Here is a 26142-nt window from a genome sequence, read left to right on the forward strand (position 1 = left end):
CCGTCGATTAAGTCGCGGTTTTTGCTCAGGAGTTGACCTCATGTCCGAGCGGTGGACACCCGATAGCTGGCGCGCCAAGAAGGTGCTGCAGGTGCCCGATTATCCCGATGCCAAGGCATTGGCCGATGTCGAGGCCCAGCTTGCGACCTTTCCGCCGCTGGTGTTCGCGGGCGAGGCGCGCAACCTGAAGAAGGCGCTGGGGCGGGTCTCTGCCGGCGAGGCCTTTCTGCTGCAGGGCGGCGACTGCGCCGAGAGCTTTGCCGAGCACGGCGCCAACAACATCCGCGACTTCTTCCGCGTGCTGCTGCAGATGGCCGTGGTCATGACCTATGCCGGCGCGCTGCCGGTGGTGAAGGTCGGCCGCATCGCAGGCCAGTTTGCAAAACCGCGCTCGTCGCCGACCGAGAAGCAGGGCGATGTCGAGCTGCCGAGCTATCGCGGCGACATCGTCAACGACATCGCCTTCACGCCGGAAGCGCGGATTCCCGATCCGCAGCGCCAGCTGATGGCCTATCGCCAGTCCGCGGCGACGCTGAACCTGCTGCGCGCCTTCGCGACCGGCGGCTTCGCCAATCTCGGCAGCGTGCATCAATGGATGCTCGGCTTCCTGAAGGATTCGCCGCAGTCCCGCCGCTACAAGGAGCTGGCCGACCGCATCTCGGACGCGCTGAATTTCATGCGCGCCTGCGGCCTCGACCTCGAGAGCCATCCGGAGCTGCGCGCCACCGATTTCTACACCAGCCACGAGGCGCTGCTGCTCGGCTACGAGCAGGCGATGACGCGGGTCGATTCCACCACCGGCGACTGGTACGCGACCTCCGGCCACATGATCTGGATCGGCGACCGCACCCGGCAGCTCGATCACGGCCATGTCGAATATTTCCGCGGCATCAAGAACCCGATCGGCCTGAAATGCGGTCCGTCGCTGAAGCCGGACGAGTTGCTGAAGCTGATCGACGTGCTGAACCCCGACAACGAGCCGGGACGCCTGACGCTGATCAACCGCTTCGGCGCCGACAAGGTCGGCGACCATCTGCCGGGCCTGATCCGCGCCGTGCAGCGGGAAGGCCGCAAGGTGGTGTGGTCGTGCGATCCGATGCACGGCAACACCATCACCTCGACCTCCGGCTACAAGACGCGGCCGTTCGACCGCGTGCTGTCGGAGGTGAAGGCGTTCTTCCAGATCCACGCCGCCGAGGGCACTCATGCCGGCGGCGTGCATCTGGAGATGACCGGGCAGGACGTCACCGAATGCATCGGCGGCGCCCGCGCCATCACCGATGAGGATCTCAACGACCGCTACCACACGGTCTGCGATCCCCGCCTCAACGCCGAACAGTCGATCGACATGGCCTTCCTGATCGCCGAGCTGCTGAAGCAGGAGCGCGCCGGCAAGGTCAAACCGATGCCGGCGGCCGCTGGGTTGTGATTTGGGGGCCGTGACTTGAGGGCAGTGACTTGCTGAGGTTCTGGCGAGCCACCATCAACTCGCGCAACGGGCTGGCCTTCGCCATTCGCTCGGAGCAGGCGATTCGCGAGGAGGTGGTGGCACTGGTGCTGTCGGTGCCGCTGGCCTGGCTGGTCGGCGCCACCGTGATGCGGCGGGTCGAGCTGGTCGCAACCGTGGTGCTGGTGCTGGTGATCGAGCTGCTCAACACCGCGATCGAGAAGCTCGCCGACCGCCTGACCATGGATCACGATCCGCAGATCGGACGGGTCAAGGACATGGGCTCCGCTGCCGTCGGCGTCGCGCTCGTGATGGCCGGGCTGTTCTGGCTGTTCGCCCTCGCCGAGCGGATGGGTGCGTTCTGAGCATGATCCGGAAAAGTGGGAACCGGTTTTCCGATCAGATCATGCTCAAGGAGCAGGAGCCGTGAGCGCCAACAAGCCGATCAAGCTTGCGGTGATCGGACGTGGACTGATCGGGTCGGCGGCCGCACGACACCTGAGCAAGATGGGCCATGAGGTCACGCTGATCGGGCCCGATGAGCCGGCAGATTTCTCGCAGCACAGCGGCGTTTTCGGCAGCCACTACGATGAGGGCCGCATCACGCGCGTGTACGATCCGCAGCCGTTCTGGCGGCAGATGAACCGCGCGGCGATTGCGCGCTACGGCGAGATCGCCGCGGAAAGCGGTGTCGAATTCTACCGCGAAGCCGGTGCGCTTCACATCGGCGATCGCGAGACCACCGATGTCGCATCGGTCGGCAAGGTCTGCGCCGAGGAGAGGATCGCGTGTGAAGCCTATCAGGATGCGGCGCTCGCGGAGCGGTTTCCGTTCCTGAAATCGACGGCGGGAATGCTGGGCTATTTCGAGCCGCGCAATGCCGGATACATCTCACCGCGCCGCCTGGTCCGGGCGCAGACCATCGCGGCGGAGCGCGCGGGCGCCCGGATCATCGACGAACCAGCGCTCGGGATTTCGGAAAGCGGCTCCGGTGTGACGATCCGGACGCGATCGGGCAGTGTGGAGGCCGAGCGTGTGCTGGTTGCGGCTGGCGGGCACACCCAATCGCTGCTCGGCCGATCGCTGGGCTTTACCGTCTATGCGCGGACTGCGGCGCTGTTTCGGCTCGGTGCGGCGGAGGTGCAACGCCTGGCCGGCATGCCGTCGATGCGCTGTCTCGGGCCCAAGGGCGACAATCCCTACATCCTGCCGCCAATCCTCTATCCGGATGGCCAGACCTGGCTGAAGCTCGGCGGCGATCCGGTCGATCGTGCGCTCGAGAGCGAGGCTGAAATCAAGGACTGGTTCCGGTCGGGCGGATCGGTTGACGTCGCTGACCGGCTGCAAAGCCAGATCCTTGACCGCATTCGCGACCTCAAATTCGAGGAACGCCGCGTCGTGCCCTGCATGACTACGTTCGGCGACACCGGCTTGCCCAGCATCGGACCGCTTTCCGAGCGGGTCACGGTCGCATTCGGCTGCTATGGCAAGAGCGCGAAATGTTCGGACGAATTGGGTCGGCTGGGTGGCATGGCGCTGCTCGGCGAGGTGAGGGCAGAACTTGCACCCTGACCGGCGCCTCAGATCCCAGTGCGATTTCTGCAATCGCACCATGATCGGACGACGATTGCAGTTTGCCGTTGTGCGGGACAACATAAAGCTATGAGCGAACAACAGATCAAGATCACCCTGGCGCAACTCAATCCGACGGTCGGTGACGTCACCGGCAACGCCGCGAAAGCGCGTGCCGCGCGCGAGAAAGCGAAGGCCGATGGCGCCGACCTCATGGTGCTGTCGGAGCTGTTCGTCGCCGGCTATCCGCCGGAGGATCTGGTGCTCAAGCCGGCGTTCCAGTCAGCCTGCCGCGCCGCGATCGAGGAACTGGCGCGCGAGACCAAGGATGGCGGCCCGGCGATGCTGATCGGCACGCCCTGGGTCGAGGACGGCAAGCTCTACAACGCCTGCGCGCTGCTCGACGGCGGACGTATCGCCGCGCTGCGCTTCAAGGCCAACCTGCCGAATTACGGCGTGTTCGACGAGAAGCGGCTGTTCGCGCGCGGCCCGGCATCGGGCCCGGTGACGGTGCGCGGCGTGCGCATCGGCGTGCCGATCTGCGAGGACATCTGGCTGGAGGAATCCGAAGACTACGAGAACGTCGTCGAGTGCCTGGCCGAGACCGGCGCCGAAATCCTGATCGTGCCGAACGGCTCGCCCTATGCTCGCGACAAGACCGATCTCCGCCTGTCGATCGTGGTGGCGCGCGTCACCGAGAGCGGGCTGCCGCTGATCTATCTCAATGAGATGGGCGGCCAGGACGAGCTGATCTTCGACGGCGCCTCGTTTGCGCTCAATGCCGACCTCACCGTGGCGGCGCAGCTTCCGGCGTTCGAGGAGAACATCACGACGCTGACCTGGCGCAAGACCGCGGACGGCTGGCGCTGCAATGGGCCGATCACGCCGCAACTCGAAGGCGACAAGGCCGATTACGCGGCCTGTGTGCTGGGCTTGCGCGACTACGTCCGCAAGAACGGTTTTCCCGGCGTGCTGCTCGGCGTCTCCGGCGGCATCGACTCGGCGCTGTGTGCCGCGATCGCGGTCGATGCGCTCGGCGCCGACAAGGTGCGTGGCGTCATGCTGCCGTTCCGCTACACCGCGCAGGTCTCGCTCGACGATGCCGCCAAGCTCGCCGCCGCACTCGGCATCCGCTACGAGATCCTGCCGATTGCCGACGCCGTCAACGGCTTCGAGACAATCCTGGCGCCGGTGTTCAAAGGGCTGGAGCGCGACATCACCGAGGAAAACTTGCAGGCGCGCGCCCGCGGCACGCTGTTGATGGCGATCTCCAACAAGACCGGCGCCATGGTGGTGACGACCGGCAACAAGTCGGAAATGTCGGTCGGTTACGCCACGCTGTACGGCGACATGAATGGCGGCTTCAATCCGATCAAGGACATCTACAAGACCGAGGTGTTCCGCCTCTCGAGCCTGCGCAATGAATGGAAGCCGGACGGCGCGCTCGGCCCAATGGGCGAGGTGATCCCGGTTAACATCATCATCCGACCGCCGACCGCGGAGTTGCGCGAGAACCAGACCGACCAGGATTCGCTGCCGCCCTATGAGGTGCTTGATGCGATCCTCGAGCGGTTGGTGGAGCGCGAGGAGCCGCTGGCGACCATCATCGAGGCCGGTTTCGACCGCGATGTGGTGACGCGTGTCGATCGCCTGCTCAACATCGCCGAATACAAGCGGCGGCAGGCCGCGCCCGGAGTGAAGGTGACGCGGAAGAATTTCGGCCGCGACCGCCGCTATCCCATCACCAACCGCTTCCGCGATTTCGGCAAGGCGCTGCCGGCGCCGGACGAGACGCTGGTGACGCGCGGCTCGCGCGCGTCGGCGGAAGCGTTCGAGGGGTGAGCCTTACTGCTTCTTCGGGATGAAGGTCGGGCCGACCGTGCGGATCTGGCCGTCGCTTGCGGGCGCGGCAGGTGCTGCCGTTGCATCAGCGGCGGCGGGCTGCTGCGGTTGAGCCGCCGCGGCTGCGGGCGCGCCCTTCTTGCCGGCGGCGGCCTTGGTCTGCGCGCGCTGCTGCATCTTCCGCGCGCTCTCCTCGGTGACGATGATGTCGCCCTGCTGCGCGGCGGACGCCTGGTCGTCGACCGCCTTCAGCGCCTCCGCCCAACTCTGGCCGGCCGCCTTGCAGGAGCAGGACGGATTGAACTCGGTGCGGTACTTGAAGGCGTTCGGCAGCGACGAGTAGGACTGGCCGTTGATCGAGACCGCCTGGTTGATGTCTTCGCCGGGATTGCGGTAGGCGAACAGGCTGGCTTCCGCGGCCGGGCACTGCGCCTTGCAGATCTGCTCGTCGGCGGCAAAGCGCGCCTGCGAGGTCGCGAACGAGATCGGGAAATAGGCGCCGTCGCAGGTTCGGACGCAGACGGTGCGGAAGGTACCGGACTGTCCGCCATATTGCGCGTCGGGCGGGGGCAGCGGATTGTTGGGATTGCCACCGCCGCCGCCACCGCCGAACAGGTTCTCGATGAAATTGCCGGGGCCGCGCGCGGCGGCCGCGTATTGCGGGCCGCAATTGTTCTGCGCCAGTGCGGTCAACACCGAGCGGCGCTGGTTCTCGCGATCGGCGCCGCCAAGCCCGCCGGTGCGCAGCCGCTCGAGATTTCCGGTCATCTGGTCGAGATTGGCGCGCATCTGCTGGATCTGGTTGTTGACCGGTCCGCACTGCGCCGAGTTGTTATTGAAGAGGGACAAGAATCCGGAGCTGTCGCAGCCCATGCGCCGGGCCTGCGCGGTCACGCGATCCAGCTCGCCCTGCTGCCGGGTTGCGGCGTCCTGATAGCGGCGGATCTGCTCGTCCTTGGCCGGATCGCCGCCGCCACGATCGATCGCCGCCAGCTGGCCTTCGAGCCGGCCGCACATCGGATTGGCTTGCGCGCCCTGGGGCGCCGGGCCGGGCGGGCCCGGAGGCACCTGCGCGAGGGCATCCGCGGCGGGCAGGGCGATGCCGGCCAGCACGGCGCAAGTCAGGAACCAGCGGGAGAAGCGAGAACGGGAGCTATTGGGCATATCCGGCCATTAAAACGACGCCGCGCGGCGATCAACGCCAAAGCGCGCGGCCAGGTCGCTGCAATAGCCGTTTCTCGGGGCAGCGTCACGTCGTTTCCGGGGCGCCGGTGTGGCAATAACCCCGTTTATCCAGCGGCTTGGCTCAGCGTTGGCAGGTGATGGCGACGTATTCGCCGCAGCTGTTGCCGGTGCAGGTCTCATTGGCGGCGTGCGGAACCGCGCCGGTGATCTCGTCGGGATCGACGCGCCGGTAACTGGTGGCCTGCGCAAAATCGCGTGACCGGCAGTAGGCGCGGGCGGCGGATGCACCGCAGCGGTCGCCGTGGGCGAGGCACTGGTCGATGCCGTATCCGTCGGCTTGGTTGGCGACGATGAAAACGCGGCTGTCGGCCAAGGCGGCCGAGGAGACAAGGACGAACGTAGAGGCAATCAATGCTGAAATGGGCCGCATGGTGCACCAGTGAAAATGGCGGGGAATCCGCAGGGCCCTCCCGTACGCCCAATTCCTTAATAATGATTAACCATGAGGGCGTTGGCGTGATTTCGGTGCGACGCGAGCTGCATAACGCCCGAAAACAGCCCCTTGACGCGATAAGGGGGCCGTGAGACACGATGGAACCATGAACGGCCACCTCGCCATCTGCAGCATTTGCCGCGAGATTATGAGCTAGCGATTCGCTGGCTGAGGCCGTCTTTTCTCAATCACCCTGAGATCACTGGACGCCCGGCCGCAAGGGATGGGTACCCATGGATTTGCGCCTCTACGATACGCTGACCCGGGAGAAGCGGCCCTTCGTGCCGCTCGATGCCGATAACGTCCGCATGTACGCCTGCGGACCGACGGTCTACGACTTCGCCCATATCGGCAACGGCCGGGCCGCTATTGTCTTCGACGTGCTGTTCCGCGCGCTGCGCCATCGCTATGGCGCCGATCATGTCACCTATGTCCGCAACATCACGGACGTCGACGACAAGATCAACGTTCGCGCTGCGCGGGACTATCCCGGCGTGCCGCTGAACGAGGCGATCCGCAAGGTCACCGAGCAGACCTATCAGCAGTACCAGGACGACGTCACGGCGCTCGGCTGCTTGCCGCCGACCGTGCAGCCGCGCGCCACCGAGCACATCCCGGAGATGCGCGCGATCATCGATAAGCTGGTCGCCGGCGGCTTTGCCTATGTCGCCGAGGATCACGTGCTGTTTTCGCCGCAGGCGATGAACGCGGCCAATTCGACGCTGCCGCGCTACGGCGCGCTGTCGAAGCGCTCGCTCGACGAGATGATCGCGGGCGCGCGCGTCGATGTTGCGCCCTACAAGCGCGACAACACCGACTTCGTGCTGTGGAAGCCGTCGAAGCCGGGCGAGCCGTCCTGGCCGTCGCCGGCAGGCATTGCGGTGGAGGGGCGGCCCGGCTGGCACATCGAGTGCTCGGCGATGGCCTGGAAGCATCTCGGCGAGAAGTTCGACATCCATGGCGGCGGCATCGACCTGGTGTTCCCGCACCATGAGAACGAGCTCGCGCAGACTTGCTGCGCGTTCCATACCGACCGCATGGCCAATGTCTGGATGCACAACGGATTCCTGCAGATCGAAAGCGAGAAGATGTCGAAGTCGCTCGGCAACTTCTTCACGATCCGCGATCTGCTGGCCGATTGGCCGGGCGAGGTGCTGCGGCTCAGCATGCTGAGAACGCATTACCGCTCGCCGCTGGACTGGACGCTGAAGAGCGCGGAAGAAGCCGCAAGGACGCTCGACGACTGGTATGCGGTCGCGGCCGACGCCGAGTCCGGCGCGCCGTCGCCGGCGCTGGTCGAGGCGCTCTACGACGATCTCAACACGGCGCAGGCCATGGCCGTGCTGCACAGCTTGCGCAATGCTGCCGCGAGCAATGAAGCGAGCCGCAAGGAATTTGCCGGCTCGCTGCGGCTGCTTGGCTTCCTCTCCGAGAGCGCGGCGTCGTGGAAGGGCCGCAAGGAGCAGGCCAGCGGCGTCGATGCTGCCGCGGTCGAGGCGCTGATCGCCGAGCGAACCGCGGCGCGTGCGCGCAAGGATTTCAAGGAGTCCGATCGGATCCGCGATCAGCTCGCGGCGATGGGCGTTGCGATCAAGGATGGCAAGGATGCCGAAGGAAAGCCGATCACGACCTGGGAGGTTGCGCGATGAGCCGATCCGCACCCGCATTGCGCCCGTATCTGCCCGACGATGCGCCGCTGCTGGCGGCGATCTTCGCGGCGTCGATCATGGACCTGACCGGTGACGATTACAGCGAGGCGCAGCAGGAAGCCTGGGCGATGGCCGCCGACGATGAGGAGGCCTTCGGCAAGAAGCTCGCCGGGCAGCTGACCCTGATCGCGACATTGCAGGGCGCGCCGGTCGGTTTCGCCTCGCTGAAGGGGGCGGACCATATCGACATGCTCTATGTGCATCCGAGCGCGGTCGGGCAGGGTGCAGGCAGCGCGCTGTGCGATGCACTGGAGAAGATCGCGAGCGCCCGCGGCACCAAGGCCCTGAAGGTCGATGCCAGCGACACCGCGCTCGAATTCTTCCGCAAGCGCGGCTACGTCGCACAGCAGCGCAATACGGTCACCATCAACGACGAATGGCTCGCCAACACCACGATGCAGAAGACCCTCGACGGTGTTGCTATGCCCGGAGGCCACGCATGAGCCGCGAGCGCCTCTATCTATTCGATACCACGCTGCGCGACGGTGCGCAGACCAACGGCGTCGACTTCACGCTGCAGGACAAGCAGGTGATCGCGGGGATGCTCGACGCGCTCGGCATCGACTATGTCGAAGGCGGCTATCCCGGCGCCAATCCGACCGACACCGAGTTCTTCAGCAGGAAGCCTGCCTTCGATCACGCGCGCTTCACCGCGTTCGGCATGACGCGGCGGCCGGGTCGCTCGGCGTCGAACGATCCCGGGCTCGCCGGCATCCTCGAGGCCAAGGCCGACGCGATCTGCTTCGTCGCAAAAGCCTCCGCCTACCAGGTCCGGGTCGCGCTCGAGACCACCAACGAGGAGAACCTCGCCTCGATCCGCGACAGCGTCGCGGCCGCCAAGGCGCTCGGCCGCGAGGTGATGGTCGACTGCGAGCATTTCTTCGACGGATACAAGGAGAGCCGCGACTATGCGCTCGCCTGCGCGACGGCGGCCTATGAGGCTGGTGCGCGCTGGGTGGTGCTGTGCGACACGAATGGCGGCACCATGCCGCATGAGATCGAGACCATTGTCGCTGACGTCGTCAAGCAGGTGCCCGGCGCCCATGTCGGTATCCACGCTCATAACGACACCGAGCAGGCGGTGGCCAATTCGCTCGCCGCGGTGCGGGCCGGCGCACGTCAGATCCAGGGCACGCTCAACGGCCTTGGCGAGCGCTGCGGCAACGCCAATCTCTGCTCGCTGATCCCGACGTTGAAGCTGAAGCAGGAGTTTGCTGACAAGTTCGAGATCGGCGTCACCGCGGAGAAGATGGCGACGCTGATGAAGGTGTCGCGCACGCTGGACGACATGCTGAACCGCGCGCCGAACCGCCATGCAGCCTACGTCGGCGAGAGCGCTTTCGTCACCAAGACCGGCATCCACGCCTCCGCTGTCATGAAGGATCCGCAGACCTATGAGCACGTGCTGCCGGATGCCGTCGGCAACCACCGCAAGGTGCTGGTCTCGGATCAGGCCGGCCGTTCCAATGTGATGGCCGAGCTCGATCGCGCCGGCATCGTCTATGACAAGGGCGACCCGCGGCTGACGCGCCTGGTCGAGGAGCTGAAGGAGCGCGAGGCCGCGGGCTTCGCCTATGAATCGGCGAACGCCTCGTTCGACCTGCTGGCGCGCCGCACGCTCGGCAAGGTGCCGGAATATTTCAAGGTCGAGCAGTTCGACGTTAATGTGGAGCAACGCTACAACGCCAACGGCCAGCGCGTCACGGTGGCGCTCGCGGTGGTGAAGGTCGACGTCGACGGCGAGCGGTTGATCTCGGCCGCCGAGGGCAACGGTCCGGTGAATGCGCTCGACGTGGCGCTGCGCAAGGATCTCGGCAAGTACCAGAAATACATCGATGGCCTGAAGCTGATCGACTACCGCGTGCGTATCCTCAATGGCGGCACCGAGGCGGTCACGCGCGTGCTGATCGAAAGCGAGGACGAGACCGGCGAGAGCTGGACCACGGTCGGCGTCTCGCCCAATATCATCGACGCCTCGTTCCAGGCGCTGATGGATTCGGTGTTCTACAAGCTAGTGAAGTCGGGCGCGCAGGCTTGAAGAAGAAGTAGCCTGGATGAGCGAAGCAATATCCGGGGCCATGTGAATTTTCCCCGGATGTCGCTTCGCTCATCCGGGCTACAGATTTCAGAGGAGGGCGCTTTCATGATCGACCACGTCTCCGTCGGCGTCCGCGATCTCGAGCGCGCCGCGCGGTTCTATGAGCCGACGCTGGCCACGCTCGGTCTGAGCCGTCTCGTCACGCGGCCGGCCACGATCGGCTTCGGCAAGGCCTATCCCGAATTCTGGATCAATCTGCGCGCCGCGATGACGCAGGTCGCGCATGAGAGCGGAACCCATATCTGCCTGCGCGCGAAAACCACCGCCGAGGTCGATGCCTTCCACGCCGCTGCGCTGGCCTCCGGTGGTGCATCCGATGGTGCGCCGGGCCTGCGCCCGCACGACCGCGTGCGCTACTACGCCGCCTTCATCCTCGACCCCGACGGCAACCGCATCGAGGCCGTGACGTTTCCAAGCGAGTAGGGCCTCGATACAGGGTGAAGCTGCTGAACCCGTCATCCCCGCGCAACGGCTTCGCCGTTGTCGCTGGAGGTGCGAGCGAAGCGAGCCTCGAAGGATGGACGGCCACCAGCCGGGCCGTGCATGCTTCGAGACGCGCGTTCCGCGCTCCTCAGCATGACGGTGATGGAGCTGAAAGCGTGGTGAACGCTTACAGCCGCCGCGCCACTTCGGGCGCGAGCTCCTTCGCGGCCGCCGGCTTGCCGGCCACGGCGGAACGCAGCCGCGGCAGGATGTCGTCGACGCGGTCGGCCATCAGCACGTTGATCGGCAGCGTCGCGCGGATGAACTCGGTCGTGCGCATGTGGCTCAGCAGCGAGAGCAGGGGTTCCCAGAAACCATCAATATTGGCGAGCAGGATCGGCTTGGAGTGACGGCCGAGCTGCTGCCAGGTCAGCTGCTCGACCAACTCCTCCAGCGTGCCGATGCCGCCGGGCAGCGCGACGAACGCGTCCGAGCGCTCGAACATCAGCCGCTTGCGCTCATGCATGTCGGGGGTGACGATCATCTCCTGAACCGAGGTCAGCGCATTCTCGCGCGCCCGCAGGAATTCCGGAATGATGCCGGTGACGGAGCCGCCGTGATCGAGGGTGGATTTGGCGACCGCGCCCATCAGGCCGATCGAGCCGCCGCCGTAGACCAGGCGCACGTTGTTTTCGGCAAAGGCCTTGCCGAGCGCGACGGCAGCTTCAACGAAACGGGGATTGTTACCGGGGCCGGAGCCACAATAAACACAGACAGTCTTGATTTGGTTCATACGATCCTTGTGGCACTGCAGCGTAAACAGGGTCAAGACTCGCATATGGGCATTGAGGGCCAAAATATCCCGTAAATTCCCGCGAATCGCGAACAATTTTCGCCATAAGCCTGTACGCCACGTTGAAACGATCTATATGACGGGCACAATGGCAAATCGTGGAAAAGATGTGGCCGCGGACCGCCGCGCCATGACGGCAAGAGCGGGCTCCTGATGGTGCCGCCGCAACAGACTGTGACCGCGGCCGATCAGCCCACGGCCACGACGCCCGCCGCCGAGAGGGGGACCTTGCTCAGCACCCTCGTTCATCTCTGGCCCTACATCTGGCCCGGCGATCGCGCCGATTTGAAGATGCGCGTGATCTGGTCGGTGGTGCTGCTGCTGTTCGCCAAGCTCGCGACGCTGTCGGTGCCGTTCACCTTCAAATGGGCGATCGATGCGCTGAACGGCACCGGATCGGCGCCGGTCGCGACCTCGAACTGGATGGTCTGGCTGATCGCCTCGCCGGTGCTGATGACGATCAGCTACGGCGCGGTGCGCATCATCATGGCGGTGCTGACGCAGTGGCGCGACGGCATCTTCGCCCGCGTCGCGATGCACGCGGTGCGGCGGCTCGCCTACATCACCTTCGTGCACATGCACGAGCTGTCGCTGCGCTTCCATCTCGAGCGCAAGACCGGCGGCTTGACCCGGGTGCTGGAGCGCGGCCGCTCCGGCATCGAGACCATCGTGCGGATGGTGATCCTGCAGCTGATCCCGACCATCGTCGAGGTCACGCTGCTGGCGGGGGTGCTGCTCTGGCAATTCGACTGGCGCTATGTGCTCGCGGTGCTGATCACGGTTGTCGTGTTCATGTACTACACCTACATCGCGACCGAGTGGCGGATCGAGATCCGTCGCAAGATGAACGATTCCGACACCGAGGCGAACACCAAGGCGATCGACTCGCTGCTCAACTACGAGACGGTGAAGTATTTCGGCGCCGAGGAGCGCGAGGCGAGGCGCTACGACCGCTCGATGGAGCGCTACGAGCAGGCCAGCGTGAAGACCTACACCTCGCTCGCCGTGCTCAACACGGGGCAGGCGATCATCTTCACCGCCGGCCTGACCGCGACCATGCTGATGTGCGCGTTCGGCATCCGCAACGGCACCCACACCGTCGGCGATTTCGTGCTGATCAACTCGATGATGATCCAGCTGTACCAGCCGCTGAATTTCATGGGCATGGTGTATCGCGAGATCAAGCAGGCGATCATCGACATCGAGAAGATGTTCGACGTGCTGGCGCGCGATCCCGAGGTGAGGGACGTGCCGGGCGCCAAGCCGCTCGTGGTGTCCACAGGCAGCGTGCGCTTCGAGGATGTCCGCTTCGCCTACGAGCCCGACCGGCAGATCCTGAAAGGCCTGAGCTTCGAGGTGCCAGCCGGCAAGACGGTCGCGATCGTCGGCCCCTCCGGCGCCGGCAAGTCGACGATCTCGCGGCTCTTGTTCCGGCTCTACGATGTCTCGAGCGGCCGCATCCTGATCGACGGCCAGGACATCAAGAATGTGACGCAGACCTCGCTGCGGTCGGCGATCGGCATGGTGCCGCAGGACACCGTGCTGTTCAACGACACCATCCGCTACAACATCCGCTATGGCCGCTGGGATGCCGGCGACGACGAGGTCGAGGAGGCGGCGCGGCTGGCGCAGATCGACGGCTTCATCCGGATGTCGCCGCAGGGCTATGAGACGCAGGTCGGCGAGCGCGGCCTGAAACTCTCGGGCGGCGAGAAGCAGCGCGTCGCGATCGCGCGCACGGTGCTGAAGGCGCCGCCGATCCTGGTGCTCGACGAGGCGACCTCGGCGCTCGACAGCCACACCGAGCACGAGATCCAGGGGGCGCTCGAGCGGGTGTCGCGCAACCGCACCTCGCTGGTGATCGCGCACCGGCTGTCGACCATCGTTGGCGCCGACGAGATCATCGTGCTGGACCAGGGCCGGATCGCCGAGCGCGGCACCCACGCGCGGCTTTTGGCCTCGGGCGGCCTCTATGCCAGCATGTGGAACCGGCAGCGCGAGGCCGAGGAGGCCCGCGAACGGCTCGCCCAGGTCGATGACGACGGCGGCGCGCCGAATCGCCTGCCGCCCGTGGTCACCGATTCGTCGGAGGATTCCACCCCCGTTGAGGGTGAGAAACCCTTGCCGACCGCCGCGGAATAGTCGATTTAGGGCCTCTCCCGCCAAACGGGGCGGGGAAACGCAAGCGAGCTCTGATGTCGATCGCCAATTCCATCCGCGCGCAGATCCCGCCGATCCACCCCGAGGGCTATCCGTTCATCGGTGGCTTCGCTCTGGCGAGCCTGATCCTGTTCTGGATCTGGACCCCGCTGGGCTGGATCGGGACGCTGCTCACGGTCTGGTGCGCGCTGTTCTTCCGCGATCCCGTCCGCGTCACGCCGCTGCGCGACGGCATCGTGGTGTCGCCAGCCGATGGCCGCGTCTCCATGGTGGTGCAGGCGCTGCCGCCGGCCGAGCTCGGCCTCGGCGACAAGCCGCTGCCGCGGGTCTCGGTGTTCATGAGCGTGTTCAACTGCCATGTGAACCGCAGCCCGGTGGCCGGGCGCATCGACCGCATCGCCTACCGGCCCGGCGCCTTCATCAACGCCGAGCTCGACAAGGCGAGCGAGGACAATGAGCGCAATTCGCTGGTGATCTCGGGCGCCAATGGCCGCATCGGCGTGGTCCAGATCGCCGGTCTCGTGGCGCGCCGCATCGTCTGCTTCGTCAAGGAAGGCCAGTCGATCGGCGCCGGCGAGCGCTTCGGCCTGATCCGCTTCGGCTCGCGGCTCGATGTCTACCTGCCCGAGGGCACCAAGGCGCTGGTCTCCGAGGGGCAGACCGCGGTTGCCGGCGAGACGATTCTGGCGGATTTCCGCAACGCCGACCCGGGCCGCACCTACCGCGCCGATTAACTCTGTTTCGCGAGCCTGGAGCTCCCGTTCCGCTCGGAATCGGAACGGGAGCTCTGGTTTGCTATTTTGACGCGTTTTCTTCACGCGAACCGGTATCCGCTTTGCTGGAGACGCTTTAGCCCGCCGGTTCCCGCCGCGATGGCGGAGCCGGGCCATGCTTGCTATATTGCAAGACCATGATGCCCTTTGATCCCAACTCCACCGAGTCTCGCCGCCGCCGGTTCCGCCCGATCCCGGTGCGGATGCTGGTGCCCAACATGATCACGCTGCTGGCGATCTGCGCCGGCCTCACCGCGATCCGGCTGTCGACGGAAGGGCGGATGGAGCTTGCGGTCGCCGCCATCGTGTTCGCCGCGATCCTCGACGGCATCGACGGCCGCGTCGCCCGCATGATCAAGGGCCAGTCGAAATTCGGCGCCGAGCTCGACAGCCTCGCCGACTTCGTCAATTTTGGCGTCGCGCCGGGCCTGATCCTGTATTTCTGGCAGCTGCATGAATTGAACAATGGCGGCTGGATCGCCGCGATGGTGTTCGCGATCTCCGGCGGCCTGCGGCTGGCGCGCTTCAATGCCTCGATCGACGATCCGAACAAGCCGGCCTTCGCCGCGAATTACTTCACGGGCGTGCCGGCACCGGCCGGCGCGATCACCGTGCTGCTGCCGATCTATCTCGCCTTCCTCGGCGTGCCGATGCCGCCGGCGACGCTGACGGCGTTCTACACGCTCTTGATCGCCTTCCTGATGGTGTCGCGGCTGCCGGTGTTCTCCGGCAAGACCGTGAAGATGCGCGTGCCGCCGGAGATGGTGCTGCCGGTGTTCGTCTCGGTGGTGTTCTTCGTCGCGTTGCTGATCGGCTATCCCTGGCACATCCTGTCGGCGGGCTCGGTCGCCTATTTGATCAGCCTGCCCTGGGGCTGGAAGTCCTACCGCGACCAGGAGCGCCAGCTTGCGGCGCAGACGCACGGTGCAAGTGTGGCCTCGCCGGCATCGCCTGCGGCTCCCTATGCAGCGCCGGTCGCGGATGCTGACAACGACGATCGTCCGACGCATCTGCACTGAGGCTCTGTGTAATCCGTCATCCCCGCGCAACGGCTTCGCCTTTGTCGCTGGAGGAGCGCGCAGCGCGTCTCGAAGGATGCACGGCCACCAGCGGGGCCGTCGACCCTTCGAGGGCCGCTGAAGAAGCGGCCACCTCCAGCGACAACGGCAAAGCCGTTGCGCGGGGGTGACGGTGGTAGAGTTCACTTCCGTCCTCTTCTCCCAAATATCAGCCATGAGCGTGGCTCGGTTGGGTTCGCCTGCGATCTCGGCTATAGGCTGAGACGGCCCAGCGAACGCCAAAAATCAGGAGAGAAACGCCGTGACGACATCCGCTTCCGCCCCGCTGCCTGCGTCCGTCCTCGAGGCGTTGGCGCGCTACGACACGCCGACGATCTGCAATGCGATGGAGATCGTCGCGCCGGAGCGCCGTCTGATCGGCTACACCGTGAAGCCGCTGGTCTGCCCGTTCCCGTCCTTGCCGCCGATCGTCGGCTATGCGCGCACGGTCGCGATCCGCTCGGTGCTGAAGTCTGGGCTCTCGGCCGAAGAGCAGTCGAAGCGCCGCATCGAATATTATGAATATGTCGGCACCGGTTTCGGTCCGCGCATCTCCGTGATCCAGGACATCGACGGTCCCGACGTCGGCTACGGCGCGTTCTGGGGCGAGGTGCAGAGCGCCGTGCACAAGGCGCTCGGTTGTCTCGGCGTCATCACCGATGGCTCGATCCGCGACATCCCGCAATGGGCGCCGGGCTTCCAGGCGCTCGCCGGCTCGATCGGCCCGTCGCATGCCTGGGTGCATGCCGAAAGCTTTGGCGGCGAAGTCCGTGTCGCCGGCATGACGGTGCGCTCCGACGACCTGATTCACGCCGACAGCCACGGTGCGATCGTGATCCCGTATGAGATCGCGGCCAAGCTGCCGGAGGCCGCCGAACTCTGCGGCCGCCGCGAGACCCCGATCCTGGATATCGCGCGTTCGAAGGACTTCTCGCTCGAGAAGCTGAAGGACGCGCTGAAGCGCTCGGCGGAAATCCACTGACGCAACGCGCCTCTTCGAATTGCGGAACGGCGGGCCGAAAGGCCCGCCGTTTTGCTTTCGATCGTCAGACCGGCGCGACCTTCGCGATCTCGGATGCGCCGCGAATGGTCATGTCGACGGCGACATAGAGGATCACGGCGAGGCCGACATAGGCGATCCAGCGGTGGTTCTGCAGCAGTTTTGCGATGAAGGTGGCGGCCGCGCCCATCATCGCGATCGAGAGCGCAAGGCCGAACACCAGCACGATCGGCTGCTCGCGCGCCGCGCCGGCCACCGCGAGCACGTTGTCGAGCGACATCGAGACGTCGGCGATGATGATCTGCGTCGTGGCCTGCCACAGCGTCTTGCGCTGGCCTCCTGCGCCATCGGCGGCGTGCTCGGCCGTCGTCTCATGTGCGGTGGCGCGCAGCTCGCGCCACATCTTCCAACACACCCATAGCAGCAGGATGCCGCCGGCCAGCAGCAGGCCGACGATCTGCATCAATTGCGTAGTGAGAAGCGCGAACAGGATGCGCAGCAGCGTCGCAGCGGCGATGCCGATCAGGATCGCCTTGCCGCGTTGCTTCGCCGGCAGGCCTGCCGCGGCAAGGCCGATCACGACGGCGTTGTCGCCGGCGAGCACGAGGTCGATGACGACGACTTGCAGCAACGCGCTGAGGGCGTCGAGTGAAAACAGTTCGGACATAAGCAATGCTCCCCTTGAGGTCGGGGAGTGGACCGTTTCGACGAAACGGGATGTTGCCGTCCGGCGGACAGCAAGCCCACCGCGGCGCATGTCCGCGTCGCGGGTCGAAGCAGGGCCACTCCAACTGAGTTCCAGTCCGACATCGCAGCTTGTGGCTGCCAGAGGGGCCCGGCCTGGGATTTACGGTCGCTCAAGCGCGATGAGATTTCGATGGATCGTCATCGCGCTTTCGCTTCTTGCTTGAGCATGATCTGTTCGGAAAACCGCTTCACACTTTTCCGGATCACGCTAGTCCGGACGCAGCGCGGCCTGTTCCTCGAAGAACAGCGCCGCCTGATCCGGCTCGCCGAGGATCGCCGCTGCACACCCCATGAAGGTGAATGCGCCGGCAAAATCCCACAGCGTGAGGTTCGCCACGCTTGCGCGCATGTGGATCACGCGCGCCGCAAGCGCGGCAATGGCTGCCTCCGCGAACAACACCAGGCTGAGCGCGGGCAGCACGAGTGCGGGCTCAACCAGACGAACGGTCAGGATGATCGGCAGCGCGGTCAGCACCGCAAACAACAGAAGCATGCCGAACGGCTCCAGCGAGGGAGCCTTCCGCGAGAACCTGTCTGGAATGGTCGAGGACATTCCGATTCTTGCCTTGTCGTTCATCCCGACGATATCAGAACGTGTTCACGTTGAGGCGTGGCGCGGCGCCGCGCGACCGCAAGCCGCGCGACGGACTGTACACTTGGGGCCGTGGAAGAGGGCCGTGGGCGGGCCATTTCGGCGCCGTTTTGGGGCTGATCGCGCCGCGGCATGCCATGGCAAAGTCCAGGCTGTGCATTTATCTTTGGTCGTAGCGCTGGGCGAACGAGCGAAGGGCGATGTCCATGAATATGTCAGGCAAGACGGTGCTGATCACCGGTTCCACCGATGGCGTCGGCCGCTACGTTGCGATGAAGCTGGCGTCCGCCGGCGCCCGGGTCCTGATTCATGGCCGCGATACCAAGCGGGCGCAGGTCCTCGCCGACGAGATCAAGCGGGTCTCCGGCCGCGAGCCGATGTTCTATCAGGCCGATCTGTCCTCGCTTGCCGAGGTCCGCGAGTTCGCCCAGCTGGTGCTCGACGACCAGGAGCGCCTCGATGTGCTGGTCAGCAATGCCGGTATCGGGTCGCAGAACGAGGGGCCGGCGCGGCAGACCAGCAAGGACGGCCACGAGTTGCGCTTTGCGGTGAACTATCTCGCCGGCTTCCTGCTCGCGCATCTCTTGCTGCCGCGACTCAAGGCGAGCACGCCGGCGCGCATCGTCAATGTCGCATCGCTCGGCCAGCACCCGATCGATTTCGGCGACGTGATGATCACGAAGAATTACAGCGGCGCCCGCGCCTACGCGCAGAGCAAGCTGTCGCAGATCATGTTCACCATCGACCTCGCCGCCGAGCTCGAAGGCTCCGGCGTGACCGTCAATTCGCTGCATCCGGCGACCTACATGAACACCACCATGGTGCGCGCCAGCGGCGCGACGCCGATCTCGACCGTCGAGCAGGGCGGCGACGCCATCCTGCGTCTGGTCCAGGATGACGACGTCGCGGGCCGGAGCGGGCTGTTCTTCGACGGCAAGCGCGAGGCCCGCGCCCATGCCCAGGCCTATGACGCCGAGGCGCGCAAGCGGCTAAAGGCGTTGAGCCTTGCGCTCACCGGGCTGCGGATTTCCTGACGCGGCGCGCGGCCGGCGCGCCCTGGATGCGGATGCGACCTTGGGCACGGATCGCCTCGAACAGACGCTTGCAGGCGGCCTGCACGCCGCGATCGGGCATGGTTGCGATACCGAGCAGCAAGCCCGGCTGCGCCCGCTTCGGTGAGAGATACCAGGGCGAGAGCGGGGCGGGTGCCAGCCCATGCGCCAGCACCTGCCGCGCGATCGCGACATCGTCGGCCTTGTCGGGCAGCGTCAGCATCACGGCGAGGCCGGCAACCCGCGCGTCGTTGCTCCATGGCCGCAGCGCAGCCGTCAGCGCATCGCGGCGCTCGCAATAGGCCCGTTTGGTTCGTCGGAGATGGCGGATGTAGTGGCCGTCGCGCATGAACTCGGCGGTGGAAAGCTGCACGGCTGGTCCCGGAGCAGGGGCAAGGCACGTCGCGACATCGGCGAACTGCGTTGCCAACTGCTCGGGTGCAACCAGGAAGCCGAGCCGAAGCGTCGGCGAGATCGTCTTGCTGAAGGAGCCGAGATGGATCACGCGGCCGGCGCGGTCGAGCGAGGCAAGCGCGGGCGCGGCGCGGCCATCGAGCCGCAACTCGCCGAGATAATCGTCCTCGATGATCCATGCGCCGGTTTGCGCCGCCCAATCGAGCAGTTGCGCGCGACGCTTCGCTGACAATGGCGGACCGAGCGGCGCTTGCTGTCCCGGCGTCACGACCGCGAGCGCCGCGTCGGGCGCGTGCTTGAGGCCGTGGTCGACATCGAGGCCGCCGCCGTCGACAGGGATCGGGACCAGCTCCAGCCGGGCGAGCTCGAGCCCCTTTCGGGTCAATGGAAATCCCGGGTCCTCCATCCATGCACGGCGGCCTTCGAGGCCGAGCACGCGCAGCGTGAGGCCAAGTCCGCCGCTGAAGCCCGACGTGATGACGATCTGCGCAGGCGAGCATTCGAGCCCGCGCGCGATCGCGAGGTGCGCGGCGATCTCGCGCCGCAACTGGAGCTCGCCGCGCGGATCGATGGTGCGGGTCACCGCGCTCAACTCCGCCCGCACGGCGCGCGCGCGGATTCGCGCCAGCAGCTTTGCAGGGAGAGCGTCCTGCGCCGGGACGCCCATCCGGAAGTGTCCCTGGCCGCTCAGGTCATGAAACATCTCCACGACCGATCCGGGAACGATCGGCGCATCGGGTTTTGCAGTTGTCCTCGGCCGCCTGGCGACGGTGGTGCCGTTCGCCTTCGACGACACGATGTGCTGGGCATCCGCCAACTTGTCGTAAGCGGCGCGCACGGTACCGCGCGCGACGCCGAGCTGCGCGGCGAGGTCGAGCCATGACGGCAACCGGGCGCCCGGCACCAGTACGCCATTGTCGATCGCCGCCGCAATCGCCTTGCGGATCTGCTCGGAGAGCGGCGTCCTGGCCGAGCGATCGAGCGCGATGGGAAGCGGGGTGGGCATGGCCCGTGGTACACCAATTCGGTTCATTCTTGGTGCTTCTTTTCAGTCCGGCGTGCCCGCATTTATCCGTCAGCAATGGAGGCACGAGATGAAGACCTTATGGATGCTGCTGCTCGCCTGCGCCGCGCTTGCGACGCCGGCAAAAGCGCAATCGGTGACGCCGAAGTTCGAGCACGTCATCACCAACATTCCCGGCAAGTCGCTGATCGCGGTCGAGGTCAATTTCCCGCCGGGCGAGCCGTCGGCGCCGCATCATCATGCCAAATCGGCCTTCCTCTATGTCTATGTGCTCCAGGGCGCAATCGAGAGCCAGCTGGAGGGCGAGGCCGCGCACATCTATCGGGCCGGCGACAGCTTCTTCGAGCCGCCCGGCGCCCATCACGTGCTCGGGCGAAACGCCAGTGCGACCGAGCCGGCGAAGCTGCTTGCGGTGTTCGTCGTCGACAGCAACGACAAGGCGTTGACCGTCTTCGACAAGGAAGGACACAAGCCATGAGCATGCGCATCGATTACAACAAGGTCGCGCCCGCGGGCATCAAGGCGCTCGGTGGCGTCTATGGCTACCTCACGCAATGCGGACTCTCGGCAACGCTGATCGAGCTGGTCTATCTGCGCATTTCGCAGATCAACGGCTGTGCCTATTGCCTCGACATGCATACGCGCAGCTTGCAGAAAATGGGCGTTGCGATCGAGAAGCTGGCGCTGTTGCAGGTTTGGCGCGAGGCGGAGGTGCTGTTCGACGCCGAGGAGCGCGCGGCGCTGGCCTGGGCCGAAACCGTCACCCGCGTGGCGGAGACCGCGATCCCAGACGGGGATTACCAGGCGGCCCGCGCGGTGTTCAGCGAGAAGCAGCTGGTCGACCTGACGATCGCGATCGGCCTGATGAACACCTACAACCGGATCGCAATCGGCTTCCGCAATCCGCCGCAGGCCGTGCGCGAGCATTCCGCCGCGGCGTGATCGCGGAGTTTGTAGGGTGGGTTAGCCGCCCACGAGTGCGGTCGTTCGACGAACGAAGGTGCAAGGCGTAACGCACCATTTATGCCGCACGCAAGATGGTGGGTTACGCCTTCGGCTAACCCACCCTACGGACTGACGAGCTAGCTCTGACGCTGCGCGAGATAGAATCCGGCCAATACCGTGACCAATCCGGCTGCCTGTAGCGTGGTCGGCGGCTCGCCAATCAGCAGCCATCCCAGCAGCAAGGTCAGCACCGGCACGGTCGCGGGAAATACGGCGGCGCGGGCTACGCCGAGCCGCTGGATCGACAGCGCGAACAAATACATGGCTGCGGGCCCGGCCAGGATGCCCTGGGCGACGGCCTGCAGCGCATTCTCATTCAGGCCGATGGCCGCATCGCGCGCGAGCCCGCCCGAGGCGGCATACAGCGGAAACAGCGAGAGCGACAGCACGCTGATGACCGTCGCCACCGAGAACGCGGACACGCGCCAATAGCGTACCAGCGTGGCGAAGCCTGCAAACATCAATCCGGTCGTGACGAAGATCAAATCGCCCATCACGGCGCTCAATCCCATATGGCCGATCGACTCGCTCCCGATCACGGCAAGCCCGATCACGATGACGACGGCGCCGACGACCCGAGAGGATGAGATCTGTTCCTTCAGCAGGGCGACCGCGAGGAACAGCCCGCCCAGGGTGGCGCAGGAAGGCTGGATCACGCTGCCATGCCCGAGGGGCACGAACACGAAGCCGGCATAGCTGATCAGCGACATCACCGGTCCGCCCAGCATCATCAGCGCCATGCCGCGGCCCCATCCGATGCCGCAGAGGTCTTTCAGGCCGGCGCGCACAACGAGCGGGATGAACACGATGCCCGACCACAGGAAGCGATGCATCAGAAGGTCCACAGGCGTGAACCCGACTTTCAGGCCGTGCCGGGTCGCCACGAAGCCGAGAGCCCAGCATAGCGCCGCGCCGAGACCGCATGCGACGCCGAGCAGAATGGCTTTCTTGTCAGGAAGGGCTGCCGTCTTGGGGCCGGCCGCATGTCTGTTCATGCCGGACGACTACGTGAGCTGCCAGGACGGATCAACCCTTCGCGATGCAGGGCTGATTGGCGCAGCAGCCGATTGCGAAGTTCTTCTTTAGCGACGAACGTACAGGCTTGCCGCGGTCTGCTTGTACTATTGGTCTCGTGCAGCTGCGCGCCATGCCCGCGCCTTGGCGGTGGTCTCCTGGACGAAAGCATCCCTACCGGTTCGATAGGCTTCGATGTCGTCTTTTGAGCAGGCGGCGAGGGCCCGCTTGATCTCGGCATAGGCGCGTGCCGTCTCGCCGTGCGCGCGCAGATAATCGCGAAACACCAGGCGAGCCTCCCAACGCGGATGGGACGGCTCCATCATATGCAGATGGTGGGTCCACGGACCCGGAGGTCCCTTGCGGAAGAACAGCTCGCCGGGGATCCACGACGCGTAGTCCGGCACGGTTTGCAGAGTATCACGTGGGCGGCACTCGTAGGGTGGGTGAGCCGAAGGCGTAACCCGCCGTCCTTGTTGGCATAGCTGCTGGGCTACGCTTCGCTAACCCACCCTACGATTCCTGCTTCACCTCGACAGGCTTTTTCGCGAACTGCGGAAATGTCTCCGCCACGACGGGTCCGTCCAGCCGCCACGAGTAGCAGCCGCCGACGAAGAACGGCGGCTCGGTGACGCCCTGCTGGTGATCGAGCGCGCCGCGGCCCTGCGGGTCCTTGCCGGAGGTCGCAGTCTGGAACAGCGTCGTCACCGCGGGGCCCAGCAACTCGGCGAGATGGGTGCAGGTCTCGAGCTTGCCGATCTTGTGGCGGACCAGATCGCGCCAGCCCTTACCGATGCGCTCGCCGACCAGGCGCTGCAGGATGCCTTCGACGTCGAGGCAGGACGGGTAGGGCGTCGAGGCCATCGTGGTGCCGGTCTCGCGGATCGTGAAACTGTCGTCGACCGCGAGGCGCAGCCTGATGTCGTGCACGGGATCCTCGGGCTGCTGCAGGCCGCGATGCTTGTCCTGCCGCACATACGGCTTGGTGTCGACCAGCCGCGCCTCGACCTCCCACAGCCCGTCGTCACGGAGATAGCCGAGACATTCGACGGAGCGGCGGTGCATCAGGCGGCGGGGCTTGCCGTCGGCGTTGGTATCGGGTGCGGACATCGGAACTCGCTGGATTGAATCTGGAAGCGATCCAATCGGCCGCTTGCTCCGATGTCAACGGCCGCTGTCTGCGCGGCGCCATGCAGTGCGTAGGGCGGGTTAGCCGACTACGTCCGCCGTAGCTCGACAAGCGAAGGCGGAAGGCGTAACCCGCCATGCCGCGGGGAAAGAAGTGGTGGGTTACGCTTCGCTAACCCACCCTACGGTTCTGCGACGTCGGCGTCAGCTCACGCGCCGCTCGCGGTTCTCCCAATACGGCTTGCGCAGCTCGCGCTTCAGGATCTTGCCGGCGCCGGAGAGCGGCAGCGGAGTTGTCGTGATGTCGACGCTGCGCGGGCATTTGTAGCCGGCGATCAGCGCCTTGCAGTGCTCCATCAGCTCTTCCGGCGTTGCGCTGGCGCCGCTCTTGATCACCACGACGGCGTGGACCTGCTCGCCCCAGCGCTCGCTCGGGATGCCGATCACGGCGCATTGTGCCACCGCCGGATGCTGGGCCAACGCGTTCTCGACCTCGGCCGAATAGACGTTCTCGCCGCCGGAGATGATCATGTCCTTGACGCGGTCGACCACGTAGACGAAGCCGTCCTCGTCCATATAGCCGCCGTCGCCGGTGTGCATCCAGCCGTCGATCACGGCGCGCGCGGTTTCCTCCGGCCGCTCCCAATAGCCTATCATCACCATATCGCCGCGCACCGCGATCTCGCCGACGGTGCCCGTCGGCACCACCTTGTCTTCCGCATCGACGATCTTGACTTCGGCGCCAAGCGTGGCGCGGCCGGCGCCGCGATGCCGGCCCTTGGCGCGGCCGTCGCCGATATGCTCCTTCCAGTGCAGCAGGGTCGCGATCGGCGACAATTCGGTCATGCCATAGGCCTGGGTGAATTCGACATGCGGCAGCGCCTCCATGGCGCGCATCATCACGGCGTCGCTGATGACGGAGGCGCCGTAGGAGATCCGCTTCAGGGACGACAGGTCGTAACTGCCGAGCGTCGGATGATCGACGAACATCTGGATCATGGTCGGCACCAGCAGCACGTCGGTGATGCGTTCCTTCTGCACCGCGGCCGCGACGCCGTCGGGCGTAAAGCCCTGGATCACGACGTTGGAGCCGCCGGACAGCAGCACCGAATACATCGCCGCGCCATTGGCGAGGTGGAACATCGGCGCGGCGTGCAGATAGATCGTGCTGCTCGGCCACAGGCCTTCGCCGAGCGCGTTCAGCGCATTGGCCATCAGATTGCCGTGGCTCAGCATCACGCCCTTGGAGCGGCCGGTGGTGCCGCCGGTGTAGAAGATGCCGGCGAGATCGTCACGGGTGCGCATCGCGTCCGGTATAGGTTCGCTGCGCGCGATCAGCGTCTCGTAATTCTCCATGCCCGCGGGCATCTCGCCTTCGTCGGCATAGATCAGCTTCAGGCCGGGGATGGCGTTCGCCAGCGTCGTGCCGACCGGCGCGAACGCCTTGTCGACGAACAGGATCGTGGCGCGGCAGTCGCGCAGCGCGTCCTCGTTCTCGATCGGAGACCAGCGGATGTTGAGCGGCACGATCACGGCGCCGGCCCAGCCGACGGCCAGATAGAGTTCGAGATAACGGTCGGAGTTCAGGGACAGGATCGCGACGCGGTCGCCGTTGCCGGCGCCAAGCGAGCGGATCGCGGCGGCGAGGCGCGCGACGCGGCTGCCGACCTCGCGCCAGTTGCGCCGCCGCTCACCGCAGACGACCGCGAGCCCGTTTGGATTGACCTGCAGCGCCCGCCGCAGCCCGTGTGTGATGTTCACTCCCGTCCTCCCTTGATGCGTTTCCCACGTTTGCCTTGCGAGGCGGTTTGTCCGCCTTCTTGCGCGTTGATGTCGTGGCAATCCCCTCGGTGAGGCGGATCGCGAATTCCTCGGCGACGGCGTGTCCGGTCAGCTCACCGCCGGGCTGGAACCAGTGTCCGATCCAGTTCAGCGATCCCGCGATGGCGAACGCCGCGAGCTTCGGGTCGCAGGGTTTCACCGAACCGTCCGCGATGCCAGTAGCGATATAGTCGCGGAAGGCGCGGTCGATCCGCCGCTTCGCGGTCTGCACGATCTTGCGGTTATGCTCGCTGAGATCGCGGAGATCGAACCGGACCAGGCTCTTGCCGTAGTCCGTTGTCATCAGCTCGGCGTAGCGGATGGTGAGCTTGCGCAGCTTGTCGAGGCCGCTGCCGGCGCCGGCCGAGGTCTCGGCAATGCAGTCGTCGACCAGTTCGTGGCCGATCGACCAGCACTCGAACAGGATCTCGTCCTTGCTGCGGAAGTAATTATAGAGCGCGGGCTTGGTGATGTTGAGCCGCTTGGCGACATCGTTCAGCGTGGCGCGGTGATAGCCCTGTTCGAGGAACAGCTGCACGGCGGCGCGCAGCACGGCTTCGCGCTTCTCGTCGCGGGCGCGGCGCCGGCTCTCGAACGGCAGCCAGGGCGACTCGGTGTTGGAAAGGGGGAAGCGGGCGTCCATCGCGTGGCTGCTGTCGCATTGACTCCGGAAGGTTGCCCGTATATTACCCATGGGTAATAAATAGTCCAGTGGGTAATTTTCGGGAGGGC

26 protein-coding genes are annotated in these 26142 nt (G+C 65.8%); 15 read left to right on the top strand and 11 right to left on the bottom strand.

The window, feature by feature from the left end; translation table 11 throughout:
* The first annotated feature begins 40 nt into the window (after window positions 1-40).
* The 4 genes from JQ573_RS00775 to JQ573_RS00790 all read left to right on the top strand — a co-directional run bounded on the left by JQ573_RS00775 (window position 41) and on the right by JQ573_RS00790 (window position 4861).
* Window positions 41-1429, top strand: a complete 1389-nt coding sequence (locus JQ573_RS00775) for a class II 3-deoxy-7-phosphoheptulonate synthase (RefSeq protein ID WP_092127197.1) — start codon at window positions 41-43, stop codon at window positions 1427-1429.
* Between the two features lie 29 nt (window positions 1430-1458).
* Window positions 1459-1812 carry a diacylglycerol kinase gene (locus JQ573_RS00780; protein ID WP_092127200.1) on the top strand — a complete coding sequence of 118 codons (354 nt, stop codon included), beginning with the start codon at window positions 1459-1461 and terminating at the stop codon, window positions 1810-1812.
* A 61-nt stretch (window positions 1813-1873) separates the two neighbouring features.
* Entirely contained in the window at window positions 1874-3019 is a 1146-nt protein-coding gene (locus JQ573_RS00785) for an FAD-dependent oxidoreductase (RefSeq protein ID WP_212315181.1), read from the top strand.
* A gap of 90 nt (window positions 3020-3109) precedes the next feature.
* Window positions 3110-4861 carry an NAD+ synthase gene (locus tag JQ573_RS00790; RefSeq protein WP_212315179.1) on the top strand — a complete coding sequence of 584 codons (1752 nt, stop codon included), beginning with the start codon at window positions 3110-3112 and terminating at the stop codon, window positions 4859-4861.
* A 3-nt stretch (window positions 4862-4864) separates the two neighbouring features.
* On the opposite strand, the gene JQ573_RS00795 is transcribed toward JQ573_RS00790, so the two are convergent.
* Window positions 4865-6025, bottom strand: coding sequence for a DUF2865 domain-containing protein (locus tag JQ573_RS00795; RefSeq protein WP_212315178.1), 1161 nt, complete (start codon window positions 6023-6025; stop codon window positions 4865-4867).
* Window positions 6026-6167: 142 nt separating this feature from the next.
* A complete protein-coding gene (locus tag JQ573_RS00800) occupies window positions 6168-6476 on the bottom strand; it encodes a hypothetical protein (RefSeq protein WP_212315177.1) in 309 nt (102 codons plus the stop codon).
* Window positions 6477-6772: 296 nt separating this feature from the next.
* Between JQ573_RS00800 and cysS the strand changes: the two genes are divergently transcribed.
* The 4 genes from cysS (at window position 6773) to JQ573_RS00820 (ending at window position 10769) form a co-directional block, all read left to right on the top strand.
* On the top strand, window positions 6773-8188 hold the full coding sequence (gene cysS, locus JQ573_RS00805; protein WP_212315176.1) for a cysteine--tRNA ligase: 1416 nt from the start codon (window positions 6773-6775) through the stop codon (window positions 8186-8188).
* Window positions 8185-8691: a GNAT family N-acetyltransferase gene (locus tag JQ573_RS00810; protein ID WP_212315175.1), complete on the top strand. Its 507-nt coding sequence runs from the start codon at window positions 8185-8187 to the stop codon at window positions 8689-8691. Before cysS ends, JQ573_RS00810 begins: the two co-directional genes overlap by 4 nt.
* The gene (gene cimA / locus JQ573_RS00815; RefSeq protein WP_212315173.1) at window positions 8688-10286 is read left to right on the top strand and encodes a citramalate synthase; all 1599 of its coding nucleotides are present in this window, start codon (window positions 8688-8690) and stop codon (window positions 10284-10286) included. Before JQ573_RS00810 ends, cimA begins: the two co-directional genes overlap by 4 nt.
* A 105-nt stretch (window positions 10287-10391) precedes the next feature.
* Window positions 10392-10769 (top strand): VOC family protein, encoded by a 378-nt coding sequence (locus tag JQ573_RS00820; protein WP_212315171.1) that lies wholly within the window; start codon window positions 10392-10394, stop codon window positions 10767-10769.
* Between the two features lie 187 nt (window positions 10770-10956).
* Here JQ573_RS00820 and JQ573_RS00825 read toward each other — a convergent pair whose 3' ends face one another.
* Window positions 10957-11562 carry a TIGR00730 family Rossman fold protein gene (locus JQ573_RS00825; protein ID WP_212315169.1) on the bottom strand — a complete coding sequence of 202 codons (606 nt, stop codon included), beginning with the start codon at window positions 11560-11562 and terminating at the stop codon, window positions 10957-10959.
* Window positions 11563-11775: 213 nt separating this feature from the next.
* On the opposite strand from JQ573_RS00825, the gene JQ573_RS00830 reads away from it, so the two are divergent.
* The 4 genes from JQ573_RS00830 (at window position 11776) to JQ573_RS00845 (ending at window position 16595) form a co-directional block, all read left to right on the top strand.
* Window positions 11776-13764 (top strand): ABC transporter ATP-binding protein/permease, encoded by a 1989-nt coding sequence (locus JQ573_RS00830; RefSeq protein ID WP_249131177.1) that lies wholly within the window; start codon window positions 11776-11778, stop codon window positions 13762-13764.
* 53 nt (window positions 13765-13817) lie between these two features.
* A complete protein-coding gene (locus JQ573_RS00835) occupies window positions 13818-14516 on the top strand; it encodes a phosphatidylserine decarboxylase (protein ID WP_092127222.1) in 699 nt (232 codons plus the stop codon).
* Between the two features lie 179 nt (window positions 14517-14695).
* The gene (pssA, locus tag JQ573_RS00840) at window positions 14696-15574 is read left to right on the top strand and encodes a CDP-diacylglycerol--serine O-phosphatidyltransferase (protein WP_212315167.1); all 879 of its coding nucleotides are present in this window, start codon (window positions 14696-14698) and stop codon (window positions 15572-15574) included.
* Between the two features lie 301 nt (window positions 15575-15875).
* Entirely contained in the window at window positions 15876-16595 is a 720-nt protein-coding gene (locus JQ573_RS00845) for an RraA family protein (RefSeq protein ID WP_212315165.1), read from the top strand.
* A 64-nt stretch (window positions 16596-16659) separates the two neighbouring features.
* Here JQ573_RS00845 and JQ573_RS00850 read toward each other — a convergent pair whose 3' ends face one another.
* Window positions 16660-17280: a TerC family protein gene (locus JQ573_RS00850; protein WP_212315164.1), complete on the bottom strand. Its 621-nt coding sequence runs from the start codon at window positions 17278-17280 to the stop codon at window positions 16660-16662.
* 288 nt (window positions 17281-17568) lie between these two features.
* Entirely contained in the window at window positions 17569-17853 is a 285-nt protein-coding gene (locus JQ573_RS00855; RefSeq protein WP_249131178.1) for a hypothetical protein, read from the bottom strand.
* A gap of 305 nt (window positions 17854-18158) precedes the next feature.
* On the opposite strand from JQ573_RS00855, the gene JQ573_RS00860 reads away from it, so the two are divergent.
* Window positions 18159-18986 (top strand): SDR family NAD(P)-dependent oxidoreductase, encoded by an 828-nt coding sequence (locus tag JQ573_RS00860; RefSeq protein WP_212315160.1) that lies wholly within the window; start codon window positions 18159-18161, stop codon window positions 18984-18986.
* Here JQ573_RS00860 and JQ573_RS00865 read toward each other — a convergent pair.
* The gene (locus tag JQ573_RS00865; protein ID WP_212315158.1) at window positions 18964-20424 is read right to left on the bottom strand and encodes a PLP-dependent aminotransferase family protein; all 1461 of its coding nucleotides are present in this window, start codon (window positions 20422-20424) and stop codon (window positions 18964-18966) included. The two genes, JQ573_RS00860 and JQ573_RS00865, sit on opposite strands and share 23 nt — an antisense overlap.
* An 88-nt stretch (window positions 20425-20512) precedes the next feature.
* Here JQ573_RS00865 and JQ573_RS00870 point away from each other — a divergent pair, with 88 nt between their 5' ends.
* Window positions 20513-20920 (top strand): cupin domain-containing protein, encoded by a 408-nt coding sequence (locus JQ573_RS00870; protein ID WP_212315156.1) that lies wholly within the window; start codon window positions 20513-20515, stop codon window positions 20918-20920.
* A complete protein-coding gene (locus tag JQ573_RS00875; protein ID WP_212315154.1) occupies window positions 20917-21384 on the top strand; it encodes a carboxymuconolactone decarboxylase family protein in 468 nt (155 codons plus the stop codon). The genes JQ573_RS00870 and JQ573_RS00875 overlap by 4 nt, the downstream gene beginning before the upstream one ends.
* Window positions 21385-21524: 140 nt before the next feature.
* Here JQ573_RS00875 and JQ573_RS00880 read toward each other — a convergent pair whose 3' ends face one another.
* The 5 genes from JQ573_RS00880 to JQ573_RS00900 form a co-directional block, all read right to left on the bottom strand.
* A complete protein-coding gene (locus tag JQ573_RS00880) occupies window positions 21525-22442 on the bottom strand; it encodes a DMT family transporter (RefSeq protein WP_212315152.1) in 918 nt (305 codons plus the stop codon).
* 126 nt (window positions 22443-22568) lie between these two features.
* On the bottom strand, window positions 22569-22868 hold the full coding sequence (locus JQ573_RS00885) for a GrpB family protein (RefSeq protein ID WP_312011326.1): 300 nt from the start codon (window positions 22866-22868) through the stop codon (window positions 22569-22571).
* A gap of 106 nt (window positions 22869-22974) precedes the next feature.
* Window positions 22975-23571, bottom strand: a complete 597-nt coding sequence (locus JQ573_RS00890; protein WP_212315151.1) for a DUF2889 domain-containing protein — start codon at window positions 23569-23571, stop codon at window positions 22975-22977.
* A gap of 222 nt (window positions 23572-23793) precedes the next feature.
* Window positions 23794-25350: a long-chain fatty acid--CoA ligase gene (locus JQ573_RS00895; protein ID WP_212315149.1), complete on the bottom strand. Its 1557-nt coding sequence runs from the start codon at window positions 25348-25350 to the stop codon at window positions 23794-23796.
* On the bottom strand, window positions 25280-26053 hold the full coding sequence (locus tag JQ573_RS00900; RefSeq protein ID WP_212315485.1) for a TetR/AcrR family transcriptional regulator: 774 nt from the start codon (window positions 26051-26053) through the stop codon (window positions 25280-25282). The genes JQ573_RS00895 and JQ573_RS00900 overlap by 71 nt, the downstream gene beginning before the upstream one ends.
* Window positions 26054-26142 lie beyond the last annotated feature (89 nt).

Origin of the sequence: Bradyrhizobium sp. AUGA SZCCT0105, assembly GCF_018129565.1 — a bacterium.
Taxonomy (GTDB): domain Bacteria; phylum Pseudomonadota; class Alphaproteobacteria; order Rhizobiales; family Xanthobacteraceae; genus Bradyrhizobium.